The organism is Streptomyces sp. NPDC043853 (genome assembly GCF_056436025.1).
The window spans coordinates 285,398-303,168 of record NZ_JBWKDJ010000005.1 but is presented as its reverse complement, the minus strand read 5'-3'; the positions used below and the strand labels follow the sequence as shown (position 1 = coordinate 303,168).

Here is a 17,771-nt window from a genome sequence, read left to right as displayed (position 1 = left end):
TCGCCCGCTCCGCCTCCCCCGCCCTTCCTCCCGCCCCCGGCCCCCTGGAGCCGCTCCGTGACCGCACAGCTCACCGCGCTTGACCTGACCAAGTCCTACAACGGCCGCCTCGTCCTCGACTCCGTCGACTGCTCCGTCACCGACGGCACCCGCCTCGGCATCGTCGGCGAGAACGGATCCGGCAAGTCCACCCTGCTCCGGCTGCTGGCCGGCGCCGAGCGCCCCGACCGGGGCACGGTCACCGTCCGCGCCGACGGCGGCGTCGGATACCTCGCCCAGGAGGAGACCCTCCCCGCCGGCATGACGGTGCAGCAGGTCGTCGACCGCTCCCTCGCCGAACTGCGCGCCATGGAAGGCCGGATGCGCCGGCTGGAGGCCCGGATGGCGGAGGGCGACACCACCGACGAGGTCCTCGGCGCCTACGCCGACCTGCTCACCGCCTTCGAACTGCGCGGCGGCTACGAGGCCGACGCCCGCGTCGAGCGCGCCCTGCACGGCCTCGGACTGCTCGGCCTGCCCCGCGACCGCACCGTCGGCGCCCTCTCCGGCGGCGAGCAGGTCCGGCTCCGGCTGGCCGCGCTGCTGGCCTCCTCCCCCGGGGTACTGCTGCTCGACGAGCCCACGAACCACCTCGACGGGGACGCCCTGACCTGGCTCGAGGACCACCTGCGCGCCCGCCGCGGGATCACCGTCGCCGTCTCCCACGACCGGGAGTTCCTCGAACGCGTCGCCACCTCCCTGCTGGAGGTCGACGGCGACCTGCACAAGGCGGTGCGCTACGGCAACGGCTACGCCGGCTACCTCGCGGAGCGGGCCGCCGACCGGCAGCGCCGCGTCCAGGCCCACGCCGCCTGGTGCGCGGAGGCGGACCGGCTGCGCGCGACCGCCGCCGTCACCGCCCGCCGGGTCGCTCCCGGCCGGGCGATCAAGGACGGCAACAAGATGGCCTACGACCGGGCCGCCGGCCGGGTGCAGCAGTCCCTGGCGAGCAGGGTGCGCAACGCCGAGGAGCGGCTGGCCCGCCTGCTGGCCAGGCCGGTGCCCGCGCCGGCCGAGCCGCTGCGGTTCGGCGCCGTACCGGGCACCGCCGGCGGACACGACACGGACCGGCCGCACGACGCCTCCCCGGGCCGGGACGGTGCGGTGCTCGCGGCCGACGGCGTCGCGGTGGCGGGACGGCTCGCGCCGCTGGACCTGACCGTGCCGGCCGGCGGCCGGCTGCTGGTCACCGGCCCGAACGGCGCGGGCAAGAGCACCCTGCTCGGCGTGCTCGCCGGAACGGTCGCCTTTGACCGGGGGGAGGTCGTACGACGGGGCCGGACCGGCCTGCTGGCGCAGCGGACCGACCCGGGAGCACCCGCCCGGACCCTCCTCGCCGCCTTCTCCGAAGGCCGCCCGGGCACGCCCGAGGAGCACACCGAACGGCTGCGCTCGCTCGGCCTGTTCGCCCCGGACCGGCTCACCGCTCCGGTCGGCACGCTGTCGGCCGGCCAGCGGCAGCGGCTGGCCCTGGCCCGGCTGGTCACCGATCCGGGCGGACCCGCCGACGTCCTGCTGCTGGACGAGCCCACCAACCACCTCTCCCCGGCGCTGGCCGAGGAGCTGGAGGCGGCGCTGGCCTCGTTCGCGGGTGCCGTGGTCGTGGTCAGCCACGACCGGCGGCTGTGCGCCCGCTGGCAGGGCGAGCGGCTCGGCCTGCACACCCCGGAGCCGGCCGCCGCGGCCGCATAGCCCCGCTGTCTTTCCCCCGCCCTCCACCGTTCCACGAAGGACTCCGCTTGACGAACACCACCTCCCCCCACCTGCTCCGCACGTACCCCGTCCTCACCCCCGGGTCGGGCCCGTACGCCCTGGCCGCCGGGCCCGACGGCAACCTCTGGTGCACCCTCGTGCACGGCGGAGGCATCGCCCGCCTCACCCCGGACGGGCAGCTCGACGAATGGGCGCTCGACTCTCCCGACTGCGGACCGTCCCTGATCACCCCCGGACCCGACGGCGCGCTCTGGTTCACCCGGAACCGGGACCACCGGATCGGCCGCATCACCCCCGACGGCCGGTCGCGTTCGTACGCCCTGCCCGGCGCCGGATCCGGCCCGTACGGGATCACCGCCGGACCGGACGGCGCGCTCTGGTTCACCGCGCTGCACACCGACCGCGTCGGCCGGATCACCCCGGACGGGGAGGTCACCGAATACCCGCTGCCGTGCCGGGGCGCCTTCCCGTCCTTCATCGTGGCCGCCCCCGACGGCGCCCTGTGGTGCACGCTCAACCAGGCGGACGCCCTCGCGCGGATCACGGTGGCCGGCGAGGTCCGGCTGTACCCGCTGCCCACGCCCGGCACGGCCCCGGTGGGGCTCGCGGCGGCGCCGGACGGATCCCTGTGGTTCGCCGGGATCGGCACGGGGCTGATCGGGAGGATGGCGCCGGACGGCGAGGTCACCGAGCACGCCTTGCCGGACGCGCGGTGCCGGCCGCACGCGGTGGCCGTGGCACCGGACGGTTCCTGCTGGTTCACCGAGTGGGCCGCCGCACGGATCGGCCGCGTCACCCCGGACGGGCGGATCACCGAGGTCCCCCTCCCGGACCCCGGCTGCGAACCGCACGGCCTGGCCTTCGGGGCCGACGGCACGCTGTACGTCGCCCTGGAGAGCGGCTCGGTCACCCGGTGGGACGTGAGCGGGGTGTAGCGACTGGCGCGCCGGGCCGCACGGCGGCGGGGCCGGTCACTCCGGATGGACTTCCGACGTCGGGTGTTTGGCCGGGTGCAGGGCCTGTTCGGCCCAGATGGTCTTGCCGGTGGCCGTGTAGCGGGTGCCCCATTGCTGGGTGGTCTGCGCCACCAGGAACAGGCCGCGGCCACCTTCGTCGTCGCCCGCCGCCGTCCGCATGTGCGGTGAGGTGAGACCGCTGTCGGACACCTCGCAGATCAGGGTCTGGTCGCGGATCAGGCGCAGGCGCACTGGTCCGGGCGCGGCGTGCCGGATGGCATTGGTGACCAGTTCGCTGACCACCAGTTCGGTGGTGAAGACGAGTTCGTCCAGCCCCCAGGCGCGAACCTGGGCGGCGGCCGCGGCCCGGGCCCGGCCGACGGCCTGGAGGTCCTCGGTCAGCTCCCACTCGGCCACCTGGTGCCGGCCCAGGACACGGGTCCGGACCAGCAGCAGGGCCGCGTCGTCGTCGGTGGGTCCGGACGGCAGCACCGCCTCCACCGCCTCGTCGCACAGGTCGTCCAGGGGCCGGCCGGAACGCGCGAGTGCGGCCTTCAGCGAGTCGAGCTGCTCGTCCAGGTCGCGGTCGCGGGCCCGGACCAGCCCGTCGGTGAAGAGGGCGAGCAGGCTGCCGGGCCGGAGGGTGAGCTCGCCGGCCTCGAAGGGGAGACCGCCGAGGCCCAGCGGCGGGCCGGGCGGCAGTTCGGGGAAGGTCACCGTGCCGTCGTCCGGATCGACGACGGCGGGCAGCGGGTGCCCGGCCCGGGCCATCGTGCAGGTTCCGGACACCGGGTCGTAGACGGCGTACAGGCAGGTCACACCGAGGGCTTCGTCCTCGGGGTGTTCCTCGCCCTCGATCCGGAGCGCGGCCCGTTCGTTGGTGCCCTGGGTGACCAGGTCGTCGAGCCGGGAGAGGAGTTCGTCGGGGGCGAGGTCCATCCGCGCCAGGACGCGGACGCTGGTGCGCAGCCGGCCCATGGTGGCGGCGGCGCCCAGGCCGTGGCCGACCACGTCGCCGACGACCAGGGCGACCCGGCTCCCGGAGAGGGCGATGACGTCGAACCAGTCGCCGCCGACACCGGCACTGCTGTCGGCGGGCAGGTAGCGGTAGGCGAGTTCGACGGCGGACAGCTGGGGCAGCAGCCGGGGCAGCAGGCTGCGCTGCAGCATGAGCGCGGCGGCGTGTTCGCGGGCGTAGCGGCGGGCGTTGTCGATGCACACCGCGAGCCGGGCGGCGAGTTCGTCGGCCACGGCCAGTTCACCGGGGTCGAAGGGGGTGCCGCGGTCTTCCCAGGCGAAGGACACCACGCCCAGGCCGACGCCCTCGGCGCGCAGCGGCACGGCCAGCCGGGCTCCTTCGTGGACGGGCCGTACGGTGGCCAGGGCGCGGGCCTCCGCGGACGAGGGGGCGTGGAGCACGGGGCGCCGGCCGGGGGGCCAGACCCGGACCAGGCGGTCGTCGTGGGAGGTGCCGGGGGTGGGGCGGTCGCCGTCGAGCACGGTGTCCAGCAGGTCCACGGTGACGGAGTCGGCGAAGTGCGGGGTGGTGACGGCGGCGAACTCCCGGGCGGTGCGGGCCATGTCGAGGGTGGTGCCCACGCTGCTGCCGGCCCGGACCAGCAGGTCGAGGCGCTGCTGGGCGAGGTAGCGGTCGGTGATGTCGACGCTCTCCTCGCAGACGCCCAGCGGGGTGCCGGCCGCGTCCTGGAGCCGGTAGTAGGAGCAGGACCAGACGTGGTCGCGGTGGGGGTCCGAGGGCGGGCGGCCGCGGTAGTGGAGTTCGATGACGGGCTCACCGGTGCGCAGGACCCCGTCCATGACCTCTTCGAGGGTGCCGGGGGCCCCGACGGAGAGGACGGTGCCGTGGGTGACCATGTCGTCGGGGCCGACGCCGACGTATTCGGAGGGGCCCATCTCGTCGACGAGGGCGATGTTCGTCCACACCACGCGCATGCGGGTGTCGTAGATGGCCAGGCCCACCGGGGACTGGGTGGCCAGGCCGCGGAGCATCGACTGCAGGGCGTCCCACTGCTCGGCCTCGGCGGCGTCGGCCATGGCCAGGAGGCGCTCCGGGCGGGCCGCGGCGCCGCCCCAGAGGTCCTCGGCGGGCGGGCCGGCGTATTCGTGGCCGTGGGCGGGGGACAGGCTGAGCACGGCGACGGCGGTGCGCAGGGTGCCGCCGTCGCAGCGGCGGAGCCGCAGGGCGCGCCGCAGGCCCGGCCGCAGTTCCCCCACGTCGAGGTCGTCCATGGCGGCGAGGTCGTCCATGGCGGCGAGGTCGCCGGTGCCGGAGAGGGCGCCGGTGCCGGTACCGGCCGTGTCCGCCGTGCCGCCGGTGCCGCCGGCCCGCCCGGCCGGGGCGGCGGCCAGGTCGGTGAAGGGGCGTCCGAGCACGGCGTCGGCCGGGTGGCCCAGGAGTTCCGCGGCGGCCGGGCTCCAGCCCACCACCCGGCCCTGGCCGTCGAGGACCGCCATGGCGGCCCGGGACACGTCGAGGGGGCCGTGGAGTTCGCCGAAGCCGTGGACCCCGCTCACGATGGCCGCCTCCATTCCGGAACGTGGCGCGCGGCCAGCAGCAGCGCGACGTCGTCGGGCCGGTCCGCGGCCTCGCCGGCCTCGCGGATGAGCCGGTCGGCGGTCTCGCCGAGGCTGCTCGCGCCGCAGTCGGCGAGCAGGGACCGCAGCCGTTCGACGCCCACGTCGATGTCGGTGCCCGGCTGTTCCACGAGTCCGTCGGTGTAGAGGGCGAGGACGGCGCCCCGTTCGAGGTGCAGGTCGGTGACGGGGTAGGTGGCCTCGGCGTCGACGCCGAGGACGACTCCGCCCGGCAGGTCCAGGACTTCGGTCCGGCCGTCGGGGTGCCGGAGCAGCGGTTGCGGGTGTCCGGCGCGGACGGCCCGGGCGGCTCCGCTGGCCGGGTCGAGGAGGATGTAGCAGCAGCTGGCGAACTGGCCCGGGTCGAGGTCGATGAGGAGGCGGTTGGTGCCGCCGACCACCTCCTCCGGGTCATTGCCGCTGAGCGCGAACGCCCTTACCGCGCTGCGTAGTTGACCCATGGTGGAGGCGGCCGGGATACCGTGGCCCTGGACGTCCCCGATGACCACGGCGAGTCCGCCCCGGACGGTTTCGATGACGTCGTACCAGTCGCCGCCGATGTCCATGCCTGCGGTGCCGGGCAGGTAGCGGCCGAGGGTCTCCACCTCGTCGACGACCGGCAGGTGGCGCGGGAGCAGGGCGTCCTGCAGTCCGCGGGCGACCGCGGCCTCCGATTCGTAGCGCTGGGCGCGTTCGAGGGCCTGGGCGATGAGCCCGGCGAGCGCGGTGAGCACGGTCCGCTCCTCGGGGCTGAAGAGGCGGGGCCGGTCGAAGCCGAGGATGCAGGAGCCGACCGGGCGCCCGGAGGCGATGAGCGGCAGGAAGGCACGGGCGCCGACACTGGCGTCCAGCGGGATGCCGGGGTAGGCGGCGGCGAGGTGCTCCATGGATTCGAAGAAGATGGGGCGGCCGGAGGTGAGGGTCTCCACGCCGGGCAGCCTGACCTCCAGGGAGACCCCGTCGAAGGGGTCGAGGAACCCCTGGGGGAAGCCGGTCTCCCAGGCGAGGAAGAGGTGCCGTTCGTTCAGCAGGTAGATGGCGAGCTGACGGCCGCCGAAGGCGGGCAGCAGCTCCTCCGTCACGACGGCCGACACCTGGCGTGCGGTGACCGCCTCGGTGAGGGCGATGGCGAGGGCGACGGGGCGGTAGAGGGCGCCTGCGGCGTCGGCCGGGGAGCCCGGCCCGGAACCGGGGCGGACCAGCGAACCGGGGGCGTACGCCGGGTGCTCCTCGGCGGTGACGGTGACGGTGATGCCGCCGGGACCGGAGTACAGGAAGACCGAGAACCACTCGTGCGGGGAGCGGCGGGCCATGAACTGGACGGAGTCGGTGCCCATCATGACGGCGCGGAAGTAGTCCTCGTACGCGGGGTGCCCGAGCCAGGGCAGGGCCTCCCACAGCACCCGGCCGGACAGCTCGGCACGGGTGTGCCCGAGCAGCGCGGGGACCCCGTCGTTGGCGTAGGTGACCCGGCCGAGCCGGTCCAGGGACAGCAGGGCCTGGGGCAGCCGGTCGGCGGCCTGGTCGGTGAGCGGGCCCCGGCCGAGGTCCAGGACCAGGCCGGACAGCGGCCGGCGGCCCGTGGCGCCGCCGGGCGCGGGCAGGGCCTCGAGGTCCAGGACGAGCCGTCGGCCGTCCCGGGCGTGCATGGCGAGGCGGCGGGCGGGCGGTCCGTGCGGGTCGGCGAGCTCCCGGGCGACCACCGACAGGCCGGTGCGGTCCTCCGGGCGCCAGCCGGGGGTGAGCTCGTCGAGGCCGGACGGGAAGTCCTCGGGATCGAGTCCGGCGATGGCGCAGAGGGCGGCGTCAGGGGTGACCATGCCGGTGTCGAGGTCCCAGTGGAAGCGGCCGGCGCGCAGCCGGTTGGTCGCCTGGGAGGGGAGGGTGACGCCGGCCGGTTCGCCCTCCCAGACCACGGGCGTGCCGGCCGCCGCGAGCCGGGACAGCCGCGCTGCCAGCTCGCGCGCGGCGTCCCGGATCCGGCGGCGGTCGGTGCCGCTGACGAGGGTTTCCGGGGTGGCGGCGCGCAGCACCATCATGACGCCGTACCGCTCGGGTCCGGCGACGACGGGCATGTAGAGGGAGCCGAACGGGAAGGGCAGCCCGGCCATGAGCTGGGGGTAGCGCCGGGTGGCCTCCTCGGCGTTGGCGAGGAGGACGGCGTGGCCGGTGCGGTGTGCCTCGGCGGCCGGGTACGGGCGGTTCGCGTGCATGCGCCACCAGGGGCGGAAGAGCGGCCCGGGAAGTCCGCCGATCACGGCCAGCCGCAGCAGACCGGTGGTGCCGGAGCGCAGGTACACACCGCCGGCGTAGCCGCCGACGGCTTCGATGGCGCCCACCGTGGCCTGGGCGAGCACCAGGGCCAATTCGTCCGGAACCCGTCCGCCGTCATCCGGCCTCCCGGTCACGCCGCTCTCCCGGTCACACAGCCAGGATGCGCCCTTCCCGTCCGGGGGCGCATCCTCACCGCGTCCGGGCGGCGGTGGTGCCTACCGTCCGGGGTTCCGCGGGCTGCCGCAGAACTCGGCCTCGGTCACGTTCCGCGGGTCGCCGGACCAGTCCCCGTTGAAGTTCATGGCGAGCTGCCGGCGGCCGTCGCGCGTGGTCACGGCACTGGAGCCGGAGCCGTGGATCCCGCCGTCGTGGCCCCACACCTCCGTGCCGCAGGACAGCTTGGCGCGGATGACGCCCAGCCCGTACCCGGCCCCGGGGATGTCGGGGACCGGGACGGTGTCGGTCATGGCCCGCAGCTGCCGGGGCGGGAGCAGGCGGCCGGAGAACAGGGCCCGGTAGAAGTCGTTCAGGTCGCGGGCGTCGGTGACGATCTCGCCGGCGGCTCCGCCCCAGGAGGGGTTGAGGCGGGTGACGTCGTAGGTGCGGGCGGCCGGGTCGGGGGGCGTGCCCGGCTCGGACAGTTTGGAGTAGGCGCGGGCGGAGGGCTCGGGCATGTCCGTCCGCGTTCCGGGGAACTCGGTGGCGTCGAGACGGAGCGGGCGGAGGATCCGCCGCTCGATCTCCCGGGCGTAGGGGCGGCCGGTGGCCTTCTCGATGACGAGCCCGGCGAGGATGTAGTTGGTGTTCGAGTAGTGCCAGCCGGTGCCGGGGGTGAAGTACGGCTTGTTCCTCATGGCCGTGGCGACGAGCTGCTCGGGCCGCCAGGTGTCATAGCGGTGGCGGAGGAATCCGCGGCCGAGGAGCTGCCGGCCGAACTCCTCGTCCTCCGTGTAGTTGAAGATCCCGCTGGTGTGGTTGAGCAGCCGGCGGAGGGTGACCGTACGGCCGTCGTGTCCCTGGCCGCGGACGAGGCCCGGGAGCCAGCGCTCCACCGGGTCGTCGAGGTCGAGGCGGCCCTCCGCCTCCAGCTGGAGCAGGACGGTCGCGACGAAGGTCTTGGTGATGGAACCCGCCCGGAAGCGGTCCTCGGGGGTCCGCTTCTCCCCGGTGCGGAGGTCGCCCAGACCGGCGGCGCCGGCCCAGGTGCGGTCTCCGCGCCGGGCCACCGCGAGGGCGCCGGGGGCGCCGGACCGGACCTCCTCCTCCAGGGCGCGCTGGGTGGCGCGGTGGCCGCCGCCGTCCGGGGTGGCGGCGTACGCGGTGCCGGTGAGTGCGGTGAGCCCGGTGGCCGCGAGCGCGGCTGCCGCGGTGAGTGCCAGGGCAGTGCGGGTACGGGTGTGGGTGCGGGTACGGGTACGGATGCGGGTGTGGGTGTGTGCCGTACGACCTGTCATGGGTGGATCCCCCTCCTGTGCTGCCGGGGCGGCCGGTGCCGGCCCGGTTCGCGGGGGATGACCCGGGGGGATGGCGGCGGGTTGAGCGTGCTCGGGATGGTTGAGCCGGTTCCGGCCACGAGGGGGGCCTGCCGTACGCACCGTCACCACCGTCCACACTGACCAGGCCGTCCACACATACGTCGTCGGTGGGGAATCGCGGCGATTCGCCTGCGCGCGGAGCGGGCGGTGGGCGACGGTGGACCGTATGAACTGGACGCTTGAAGTCATCCCGGTCCCCGTCTCCGACCTGGACCGGGCGAAGTCCTTCTACGCCGACCAGGTCGGCTTCACCGTCGACCTCGACGACGAGGTCGCCCCCGGAGTGCGCATCATCCAGCTGACGCCGCCCGGCTCACGCTGCTCCGTCGCCCTGCTCCAGGGGATGCCCCCGGCGCCGGGCACGCGGCAGATGGCGCCGGGCACGCTGCACGGCCCGCAGCTCTGTGTCACCGACATCGAGGCGGCGCACGCGGAACTGACCGGCCGGGGCGTGGACGTCTCCCCCGTCCGGCACGTCGGTGAGAAGGGATGGGAGGACGGGAAGGGCGGCACGTGGAACTCGTTCCTCACCTTCGAGGACCCCGACGGCAACGGGTGGGTCGTCCAGGAAGCTCCCTCGGAGCTGACGGAACGCTGACGGAACGCTGACGGAGAGGCTGTGGACTTCATGAAGATCGGCATCATCGGCGCGGGCAACATCGGCGGCAATCTGACCCGGCGGCTGTGCGCCCTCGGCCACGAGGTGGCCGTGGCCAACTCCCGTGGCCCGGAGACGCTCAAGGCGCTCGCGGAGGAGACCGGGGCCACCGCCGTGCCCGCCTCGGAGGCGGCGCACGGTGCGTCGGTGGTCGTGGTGGCCGTTCCGCTGCGGGGCGTTCCGTACCTGCCGGAAGGGCTGTTCGACGGCGCCGCGGACGGGTTCGCCGTCATCGACACCGGCAACTACTACCCACGGGAAAGGGACGGCCGGATCCCGGGGATCGAGGACGAGGGCCTGACCGAGAGCCGCTGGACGGAGCGGCAGGTCGGCCATCCGGTGGTCAAGGCGTTCAACGGCACCTTCGCCCAGGACCTCCTGGACCGGCCGCTCCCGCCGGGCGCCCCGGACCGGATGGCCCTGCCGGTGGCCGGCGACGACCCGGCGGCGAAGAAGAAGGTGCGGGCTCTGATCGACGAACTCGGCTTCGACACCGTCGACGCGGGCGGTCTGGACGAGTCCTGGCGGCAGCAGCCCGGTACCCCCGTCTACGGCCTGCGCGCCGGCATCACCGAGGTCACCCGCGCACTGGCCGCAGCCTCCCCGGGGCGGCGGGACGCCTTCCGCGGCTGAGGGGGCGAGAGGGAGAGAAGGAAGGGGAGGGGAGAGAGGGGAGAGAGGGGGAACAAGAGCAGGAAGGGAAGGGAAGGGAGAAGGGGAGCACGGTCACGCCTCGGACCCCGGACCGAATTGGCTTGAACGATTCGGAAGAAGACCGGAGTCGAGCCCTTGCTGAAAGGATCCGGGCGGGACAGGGCGTAACGTCGGATTGCGCCTTACTCACCCGTCCGGACCAGGAGTTGCCACGTGCCGACCGCCGACAGCCACTACGCCGACGAACTCGGCCGCACCAACCCCGACGAGGCGGCGCGGCTGGGTGCACTGGCCGCCGCCCTGGACCCCGACACCCTCCGCCGACTGGAGGCGGTCGGCCCGGACCCGGACGCGCGGGTCCTGGAGGTCGGCGCCGGCAACGGTACGATCGCGGGCCGGCTCGCCGCGCTCTGTCCCCGGGGGCAGGTCACCGCCACCGACCTCGACACCGCCCACCTGTCGGCGGACCTGCCGGCGGGTGTCCGCGTGCTCCGCCACGACGTGGTCGAGGACCACTTCCCCGGCGGTTCCTTCGACCTGATCCACGCCCGCTGCGTGCTGATGCACCTCCCGCAGCGGGAGCGCGTGGTGGAGCGGATGCGCGACTGGCTGGCTCCCGGCGGGACGCTCCTGCTGGAGGAGATCGTCCACTTCCCCGCCGCCCGGCTGCCCGAGGGCGACCCGGTCCGCCGGTCCGTGGAGGAGTCCTGCGCGCTCCTCGCCGGGTCGTACGGCATGGAAGCGGAGTGGGGCCTGCGCGCTCCCGAGGTGCTCCACCGGCTGGGCTACGAGGACATATCCGTTGAGGTCACACTGCCCGCGGTGCGCCCCGGATCGCCGATGGGCACGTGGTGGTCCCTCACCCTGACCGCCCTCGGGCCGCGCCTGCTGGAGACCGGCGCCCTGACGGACACGGACGTCTCCGGCGCCCTGTCCGCGATGCGCGAGCCGGGCCATCTGTCGTTCCCGCTCGGTGTGGCGGCCGTACGGGCGCGGGCGCCGCGGTCGGCCCGGTCCTGACGGGCGGGCCGTCGCGGCCGCGTCCTGCCCGCGGGAGCCGGTTGCCGGTTGGCCGGGACCGACCGTTCCCGACCCGTCCAGAGCGCCCAGACCGGTCAGTCAGTCGTCCTGGGGGCTCCGCCACCGGGTCTCGCCGCTGCGCTCGTCCTCCCGTCGCTCCGGACGGTCCAGGCGGCTCGCCTCGTCCGTGTCCGCGGCCCGGGTGAGCCGCTCCTTCCCGTCCGGTGCACTCCGGGACCGGCCCGTGCCGGACCCGGTCACGTGCGGTCGGCGCCGTTCCTCTTCGCTTCCGCCGTGGTGCAGCGGCACGCCGCCGGCACCGCCCTGGTCCTCCATGGCGACCTCCTGTTACTCGTGTTGACTCCGGCCCTGTTCACCGGGCGCGCTCCGGCAGTTGCTGCCGGTTACTCGTGTTGTGCCCTCGCTGCCCGGTCAGTCCTCGGACGCTCCGGCGGGACCGATCTGCCAGTCCTCGATCACGTGGACCGCCGCTTCCTCCGCCGATGCCGCGCCCCCGTCGATCCCCGTGTCATGGGCCAGCACGGAGATGTGCCGGGAGGGGTCCGACTCGTCGGCCGCGGTCAGCCGGCCCGCCCGGAGGCGGCCCGCCGTCGGGCTGTCGCCGAAGGGGTCGCGGGTGACGTCCTCGTCGGAGACCTCCTCGCCGTCCCGGCGGCCGCCCGGCTCGCGGTCCGAGTCCGAGAGGTCCGCCGCTTCGAGGTCGGTGTCCGCCGGGGCCTCGGGCGCCGCGGTGTTGCCGCGCTCGGAGGGGTCACGCGGGTCCTGTTCGGGTTCCTCCTGGGCGAGCCGCTGTTCGAGGGTCTCCCCGGCCCGCTGTTCCGCGGCCGTGGTGCCGTAGCGGGCCACGGCCAGCGGCCGGTCGGGCGGCGAATAGCCGGTGTCCATGGTCTCGTCGAGGCCCGGCTCACCGAGGGCGTTCTCCATGTCCGGCTGCGACTCCGCCCGTTCGGCCTCCGCCTGCGGCTGGTAGACGTCGTCGCCCTGGGCTTCGACCTCGCTCATCGGGCTGCCTCCTTTCGGGTTCCCGCTCATCTCGGAGCGGAGGTTCACGCCTGGTCCGGGCGGATCGGAACGGCGTGGCTGCTGTTCTTCCGGTTCGGACTGTGGTGCCGGGCTGTGGTGCCGGGCCGTGGAGCCACCTCTTACTGATCAGCGTGACCCGCTCCGCCCGGTACCGCACCTCGCTGCGGAGGAATCCGGACGGGACACACCTCCGGGGCGTTCCCCCGGCCACCCTCACAGGCCCCGCTGACCGCCTCCCGGCTCGGCCCACCACCGGTGCACCCCCGCCCGGAGGCGTACCGGAAGCAGGCCGAGGGCCCGGGCCTTGATCCGGGCGCGCCGCGGTCCCACCAGGGCCCGCGGGCGGTCGGCGAGGAGGGCGGCACAGGCCTGGCGGGCCACGAGGGCCGGGTCGGTCTTGCGGGACCGCCCGAGGCGGGTGTCCAGCAGGCCGGCCCGGACGAAGAAGCGGGTGTCCGTGAGCCCGGGCAGCAGCGCGGTGACGGTGACTCCGGTGCCCTCGAGCTCGCGGTCCAGGCCGAGCGCGAAGGACTTCAGGAAGGCCTGGGAGGCGTTGTGCACGGCGTGGAACGGGCCGGGCAGGTCGGCGGTGGCGGAGCTGGTGACCAGCATCCGGCCCCGGCCCCGCTCGACCATGGCCGGCAGCAGCAGCCGGGCCAGGTACACGGTCGAGGAGAGATTGAGGTCGATGACGCGGGCGTGCTCGGCCGGTTCGGCCTCCAGGAACGCTCCGGCGTGCCCGATCCCGGCGTTGAGCACGGCCACCGCGACCGGGGTGTCGCGGACCAGGACGGTCTCGTACGCGGCGTCGTACACCTCCTCGACCCCGGCTTCCGTGGCCAGGTCGGCCCGGACGGCGAGGATGTGGGTGCCGTGACGGCGGATCCGGTCGGCGGCCTCGTAGAGGGCGTCGTCCTCGGCCGCCAGGACGAGGTCGTGGCCGTGGACGGCGAGCTCCCGGGCCAGTTCCAGACCGATCCCGCTGGAGGCTCCGGTCACGATGGCCAGCGGCCGGAGGGTGCCGGCCCGGTCAGAGGTGCGCATGGTCATTCCTTGCCGCCTCGGCGGCCCGGCTCCCCCGGGCTCCTCAGCTCGGGTACCGGGTCGGACGTGCGCCCTGCGCGCCCGGGAGTTGCGGCTACCGCCGCGACACCGCCCGCGGGCACGCCCCCGGCCGTACCGTCCGGGGGCGTGTCCACCGCTGTCACGGTCCCGCTCGGCCGTACGGTACGCATCCGCCCGTACGCGTACACGCAGCCGGCCAGGGCCAGGTCCGACAGCAGCATGAAGCCGATCGAGTACGAGTCCTCGGACGCGTACACGGCGCCCATGACCAGGGGCGGCACGAACCAGCCCAGGCCGCCGACCGCGCCGACGATGCCGGTGACGCTGCCGACCTGCGGCTGCGGCGTCACCTGGGACACCAGGGCGAACACGCTGCCGCTGGCGGTGCCGAGCCCGGCCGCGACACCCAGCAGGCAGAGCGTGCCGACCGGGTCCAGCGCCGGGTCGAAGGCCTGGACGATGGCGAGGAGGGCCACGAAACCGAGCGCCCCGGAGGTGACCACCGCCGGGTGCACCCGGTCGGCCAGCCAGCCGCCGAACGGCCGGGCGATCACGGTCAGCACGGCGAACCCGGCGGCCTTGGTGCCCGCGTCGGTGGGCGACAGCCCGTACCAGGTCTTCAGGTACGTCGGCAGGTACACCCCGAAGGCGACGATCCCGCCGAAGCCGATGGCGTAGAGGGCGGAAAGTTCCCAGGTCACCCGAAGCCGGCCGGCGCTCGCGAGCCGCTGCCCCAGCGAGGCGGTCGGCAGCGGCCGGCCGGGCCGGTCCCTGATCAGCAGCACCGCGAGCAGGGCGTACGCGGCCAGCGCGACCGCCACCACCACGTACGGCAGGGCCTCGCCGTGCCGCGCGATCCGCGGGGTGAAGTAGCCGGACAGCGCCACGCCGCCCATGCCCATGCCGAACACGCCGAGGGCGAAGCCGCGCCGGGCGGGCGGGAACCAGGAGTTGACCAGCGGCACGCCGATGGCGAAGGTCGTGCCGGCCAGGCCGAGCAGGAACCCGACCGCGAGGGTCGCGGCGTACGAGTTCCGGGCCGGGATCAGCAGCACCACCGGCACCACGGTCAGCGCGGACACCAGGGGGAACATCAGCCTGGCCCCGTACCGGTCGGTGAGTGCGCCGACCGGGACCCGGCCGAGCGATCCGACCAGGACGGGGACCGCGACCAGCAGCGACTGCTGGACCGAGGTCAGGTCGAGCCGGTCGTGGTAGTCGCTGCCCAGCGGGGAGATCAGGTTCCAGGCCCAGAAGGTGAGCGTGAATCCGGTGGTGGCCACGACCAGGTTCCGCCAGGCGGCGGGTGAGGGTGCCTCGGCTGTTTCCACAGCGCCACGCTACGGAGCGCCCGGTGCGGTGGCGCGCGGTGCTGGGCCGTTCGGAAAGGGGGCGGAGCGGGCGGCCGCGGGCCGGCGGTGGGGTCGGCGGTGGGGTCGGCGGTGGGGTCGGAGCCATGGGCGGGCGGGATGCGGCGGGTGGTCCGCCGCTCCCCGCCCGCCCGGGCGGGTCAGCCCTTGCCGAGCAGGGCGTTCATCCGGGTGATCTCGGCGCTCTGCGAGGTGATGATGGCGTCCGCCATGGTCTTGGCCTCCGGGTAGGACCCGTCGGTCTTCTCCGTCCTGGCCATCGTGACCGCACCCTCGTGGTGCTTGATCATCAACTCCATGAAGGCGGTGTCGAACGCCTTGCCGGTGGAACCCTTCAGCGCGGCCATTTCCTGGGCGGTCATCATTCCGCCGCCGCCCGCCGCACCGGTCCCGCCGTGTCCGGAGTGGTCCGCGGCGCCCGCGGCGGGCACCTGCTCGCCCCAGGCGGTCAGCCAGCCGCCGAGGGTCTTGATCTCCGGGTCCTGGGCCTTCTTGATCTCCTCGGCGAGCTTCTTCACCTCGGCCGACTGGGCCCGGGTGGGGGCGAGGTCGGCCATCTCCACGGCCTGCCGGTGGTGGGGGATCATCCCCTGGGCGAAGGCCACGTCGGCGGCGTTGTGCTGTCCCTGGGCGGGCTTGGCCGAAGCCGGGGCGGACGGGGACGCCGGGGCGGACGCGGCGGGCGACTGCGCGGCGTGGCCGCCGTGTGCGGCCGGGCCGCCGTCCTCCGACCCGCAGGCGGCCAGGACGAGGGCGGCCCCGGCCGCGGCGATGACGGCGGTGGTGCGGCGGACGAGAGAACGCTGGTTGCTCATGACGGTGCTACTCCTTGGTGCGCGGCCCGGACGGGCACGCAACGGTACGAACGAGGACGTGCCGGAGCGCGGCACCCCTGCCCCGGCACAGCCGCCGGCCATGCCGGGGCGGGGGGGTGCCGTGCGGGCGGTCCTATATCCGCAGGAGCTGCAGTTCGGCGAGGTCGGGCGGTGCGCGTCCGCTCGCGGGGGCTCCGGCCGCTCCGGAGGGGAACAGCGCGGGGGCGGGCCCGGTGGTGAGCGCCGGGGCCGGGGCCGGGGGCGCGTACGGGGTGACGACACCGGCGGCGGTGCACATCGCGTCGGCGTGGCCGCCCGCGTGGCCCGTACCGCCAGCCATGTGGGAGCAGTCCCCGGCCGCCGCGCGGGTCACGGCCGCGGCCGGGCCGCCGGCGTGGTGTCCGTTCGCGTGTCGGCCACCGGCATGGTGACCGCCGGCGCCGCTGCCGGGGCCGGCGGCCGTTCCGGTGCCGTGACCGACGGCCCCGGAGGCCGTCGGGGGGCCCGCGAACGCCGCCCCCGGCGCGAGGCCGTGCATGCCCAGGACTCCGGCCAGCACCGCCAGCACGAGCAGCGCAAGGCCGTACCCGGCGTTGCGGCGGCTCGACGGCGGCGCGGCGGAGATCATGCGCACATCGTACGGCCCCGCTCCCCCGGTGGACTCGCGGGCCGGCCGCCGGAGGAAATCCCTGGAGAAATTCCCTGTGTGACGCAGGGAATCCTGGGGTATTCTTCTGCGTGACGCAGCAAATGCGCAACACAGGGAAACGCTATCGGGGGTACCGGCATGAAGCCCATCGGCTACTGGCTCAACCGCACCGACAAGGCCCTCACGGGCTACATGGACGGCATGCTCGGCGAGTTCGGACTCACCAGAGTCGCCTGGCAGGCCCTCAACGTCATCCGGAGGACGGAGGGGGCGACGGACGCGGACGTCCTGTCCACCCTCGCCGCCAACGCCACCCCCGCCACCCTGCGCGCCGCCGTCGACACCCTCCTCGCCGACGGCTGGGCGAGCCGCCCCGGCCCGGACGGGCTCGCCCTCACGCCCGACGGCCGCCGGCGCATGGCGAAGGTCGAGGAACGCGTCGAAGCGTTCCGCTCACTGTCCACCAGCGGCATCACCACGGAGGAATACCGCACGGCGGTCCTCGTGCTGGAGCGCATAACCCGCAATCTCGAATCGGCGCCCCGCGCCTCCGAATGACGCCGCGCATGACACGCACGCGCCCGGCGGAGCCGTCACCGTGGGGCCGTTGCCGGCGCACGGCGTTTGAAACGGCGTCGACGGCGCAGACGCCCATGGGGGTATCCGACCCCAAGGAGCCGGAGCATGTGCGCGGAAGGCCGTGAAGGACAGACCGCTACCGGGGCGGCTGAGGCCACCCCGTACGACGCCGGCCCGTTCCTGCCACGCCGTGGCGGACTCGAGGCGCACCGGCGGGCCGCTGCCGGATGTCGTGGCTGCCCGCTGTACGAGGGTACGACGGGCACGGTCTTCGGGGCGGGGGACGCCGCGGCCCGGCTGATGCTGGTCGGCGAGCAGCCCGGTGACCAGGAGGACCGACAGGGCGCGCCCTTCGTCGGCCCGGCCGGACGGCTGCTACACCGGGCGCTGGCGGACGCGGGGCTGGCGGAGGAGCCCGCTTATGTGACCAATGCGGTCAAGCACTTCAAGTACGTACGAGCGACGGGGGAAGGGAAGCGGCGGATCCACAAGCAGCCCAGCCTGCGCGAGCTGTCCGCGTGCCGCCCCTGGCTCGAAGCGGAGCTGCGTCTGGTGGACCCGGAGCTGGTGGTGGCCCTCGGCGCGACGGCGGGCAAGGCCCTGTGGGGACCGGCCTTCCGGGTCGGCGAACGGCGCGGCCTCGTGGTGCCGCTGCCCGCACGGGGGGACGGCGGGCCGGCGCACGGACTGGGCCTCGCCACGATCCATCCGTCGGCCGTCCTGCGCTCGACGGACCGCGAGTCCGCCTACCAAGGTCTCGTAGCCGATCTACGGAAGGCCGCGGGCGCGCTGGGGTCCTGAGCAC

16 protein-coding genes are annotated in these 17,771 nt (G+C 74.7%); 7 read left to right on the top strand and 9 right to left on the bottom strand.

Annotated features, from left to right (window positions below; all coding sequences use genetic code 11):
• The first annotated feature begins 57 nt into the window (after positions 1 to 57).
• Together AC067U_RS16320 and AC067U_RS16315 are read left to right on the top strand one after the other, a co-directional pair.
• The gene (locus tag AC067U_RS16320) at positions 58 to 1,731 is read left to right on the top strand and encodes an ABC-F family ATP-binding cassette domain-containing protein (RefSeq protein ID WP_478830345.1); all 1,674 of its coding nucleotides are present in this window, start codon (positions 58 to 60) and stop codon (positions 1,729 to 1,731) included.
• Between the two features lie 47 nt (positions 1,732 to 1,778).
• Entirely contained in the window at positions 1,779 to 2,687 is a 909-nt protein-coding gene (locus AC067U_RS16315) for a Vgb family protein (protein WP_478830344.1), read from the top strand.
• Positions 2,688 to 2,723: 36 nt separating this feature from the next.
• Here AC067U_RS16315 and AC067U_RS16310 read toward each other — a convergent pair whose 3' ends face one another.
• The 3 genes from AC067U_RS16310 to AC067U_RS16300 all read right to left on the bottom strand — a co-directional run bounded on the left by AC067U_RS16310 (position 2,724) and on the right by AC067U_RS16300 (position 9,031).
• Positions 2,724 to 5,243: a SpoIIE family protein phosphatase gene (locus AC067U_RS16310; protein ID WP_478830343.1), complete on the bottom strand. Its 2,520-nt coding sequence runs from the start codon at positions 5,241 to 5,243 to the stop codon at positions 2,724 to 2,726.
• Complete coding sequence (locus tag AC067U_RS16305) at positions 5,240 to 7,711, bottom strand: SpoIIE family protein phosphatase (RefSeq protein WP_478830342.1); 2,472 nt, start codon at positions 7,709 to 7,711, stop codon at positions 5,240 to 5,242. Before AC067U_RS16305 ends, AC067U_RS16310 begins: the two co-directional genes overlap by 4 nt.
• Positions 7,712 to 7,792: 81 nt before the next feature.
• The gene (locus AC067U_RS16300; protein WP_478830341.1) at positions 7,793 to 9,031 is read right to left on the bottom strand and encodes a serine hydrolase domain-containing protein; all 1,239 of its coding nucleotides are present in this window, start codon (positions 9,029 to 9,031) and stop codon (positions 7,793 to 7,795) included.
• Positions 9,032 to 9,278: 247 nt separating this feature from the next.
• On the opposite strand from AC067U_RS16300, the gene AC067U_RS16295 reads away from it, so the two are divergent.
• From AC067U_RS16295 to AC067U_RS16285, 3 genes are all read left to right on the top strand, one after another.
• Positions 9,279 to 9,710: a VOC family protein gene (locus tag AC067U_RS16295; RefSeq protein ID WP_478830340.1), complete on the top strand. Its 432-nt coding sequence runs from the start codon at positions 9,279 to 9,281 to the stop codon at positions 9,708 to 9,710.
• 21 nt (positions 9,711 to 9,731) lie between these two features.
• Complete coding sequence (locus AC067U_RS16290) at positions 9,732 to 10,403, top strand: NADPH-dependent F420 reductase (protein ID WP_478830339.1); 672 nt, start codon at positions 9,732 to 9,734, stop codon at positions 10,401 to 10,403.
• Between the two features lie 234 nt (positions 10,404 to 10,637).
• Entirely contained in the window at positions 10,638 to 11,444 is an 807-nt protein-coding gene (locus AC067U_RS16285) for a class I SAM-dependent methyltransferase (protein WP_478830338.1), read from the top strand.
• A gap of 99 nt (positions 11,445 to 11,543) precedes the next feature.
• On the opposite strand, the gene AC067U_RS16280 is transcribed toward AC067U_RS16285, so the two are convergent.
• The 6 genes from AC067U_RS16280 to AC067U_RS16255 form a co-directional block, all read right to left on the bottom strand.
• Entirely contained in the window at positions 11,544 to 11,780 is a 237-nt protein-coding gene (locus tag AC067U_RS16280) for a hypothetical protein (RefSeq protein WP_478830337.1), read from the bottom strand.
• A 96-nt stretch (positions 11,781 to 11,876) separates the two neighbouring features.
• Positions 11,877 to 12,467 carry a DUF5709 domain-containing protein gene (locus tag AC067U_RS16275; RefSeq protein WP_478830336.1) on the bottom strand — a complete coding sequence of 197 codons (591 nt, stop codon included), beginning with the start codon at positions 12,465 to 12,467 and terminating at the stop codon, positions 11,877 to 11,879.
• 234 nt (positions 12,468 to 12,701) lie between these two features.
• A complete protein-coding gene (locus tag AC067U_RS16270) occupies positions 12,702 to 13,532 on the bottom strand; it encodes an SDR family NAD(P)-dependent oxidoreductase (protein WP_478830335.1) in 831 nt (276 codons plus the stop codon).
• Positions 13,533 to 13,534: 2 nt separating this feature from the next.
• A complete protein-coding gene (locus tag AC067U_RS16265; protein WP_478830334.1) occupies positions 13,535 to 14,884 on the bottom strand; it encodes an MFS transporter in 1,350 nt (449 codons plus the stop codon).
• A 179-nt stretch (positions 14,885 to 15,063) separates the two neighbouring features.
• A complete protein-coding gene (locus AC067U_RS16260; RefSeq protein ID WP_478830333.1) occupies positions 15,064 to 15,738 on the bottom strand; it encodes a DUF305 domain-containing protein in 675 nt (224 codons plus the stop codon).
• A gap of 133 nt (positions 15,739 to 15,871) precedes the next feature.
• A complete protein-coding gene (locus tag AC067U_RS16255; RefSeq protein ID WP_478830332.1) occupies positions 15,872 to 16,366 on the bottom strand; it encodes a DUF6153 family protein in 495 nt (164 codons plus the stop codon).
• 159 nt (positions 16,367 to 16,525) lie between these two features.
• Here AC067U_RS16255 and AC067U_RS16250 point away from each other — a divergent pair, with 159 nt between their 5' ends.
• Positions 16,526 to 16,945: a MarR family winged helix-turn-helix transcriptional regulator gene (locus AC067U_RS16250; RefSeq protein ID WP_478830331.1), complete on the top strand. Its 420-nt coding sequence runs from the start codon at positions 16,526 to 16,528 to the stop codon at positions 16,943 to 16,945.
• A 126-nt stretch (positions 16,946 to 17,071) separates the two neighbouring features.
• Entirely contained in the window at positions 17,072 to 17,767 is a 696-nt protein-coding gene (locus AC067U_RS16245) for a UdgX family uracil-DNA binding protein (RefSeq protein WP_478830330.1), read from the top strand.
• Positions 17,768 to 17,771 lie beyond the last annotated feature (4 nt).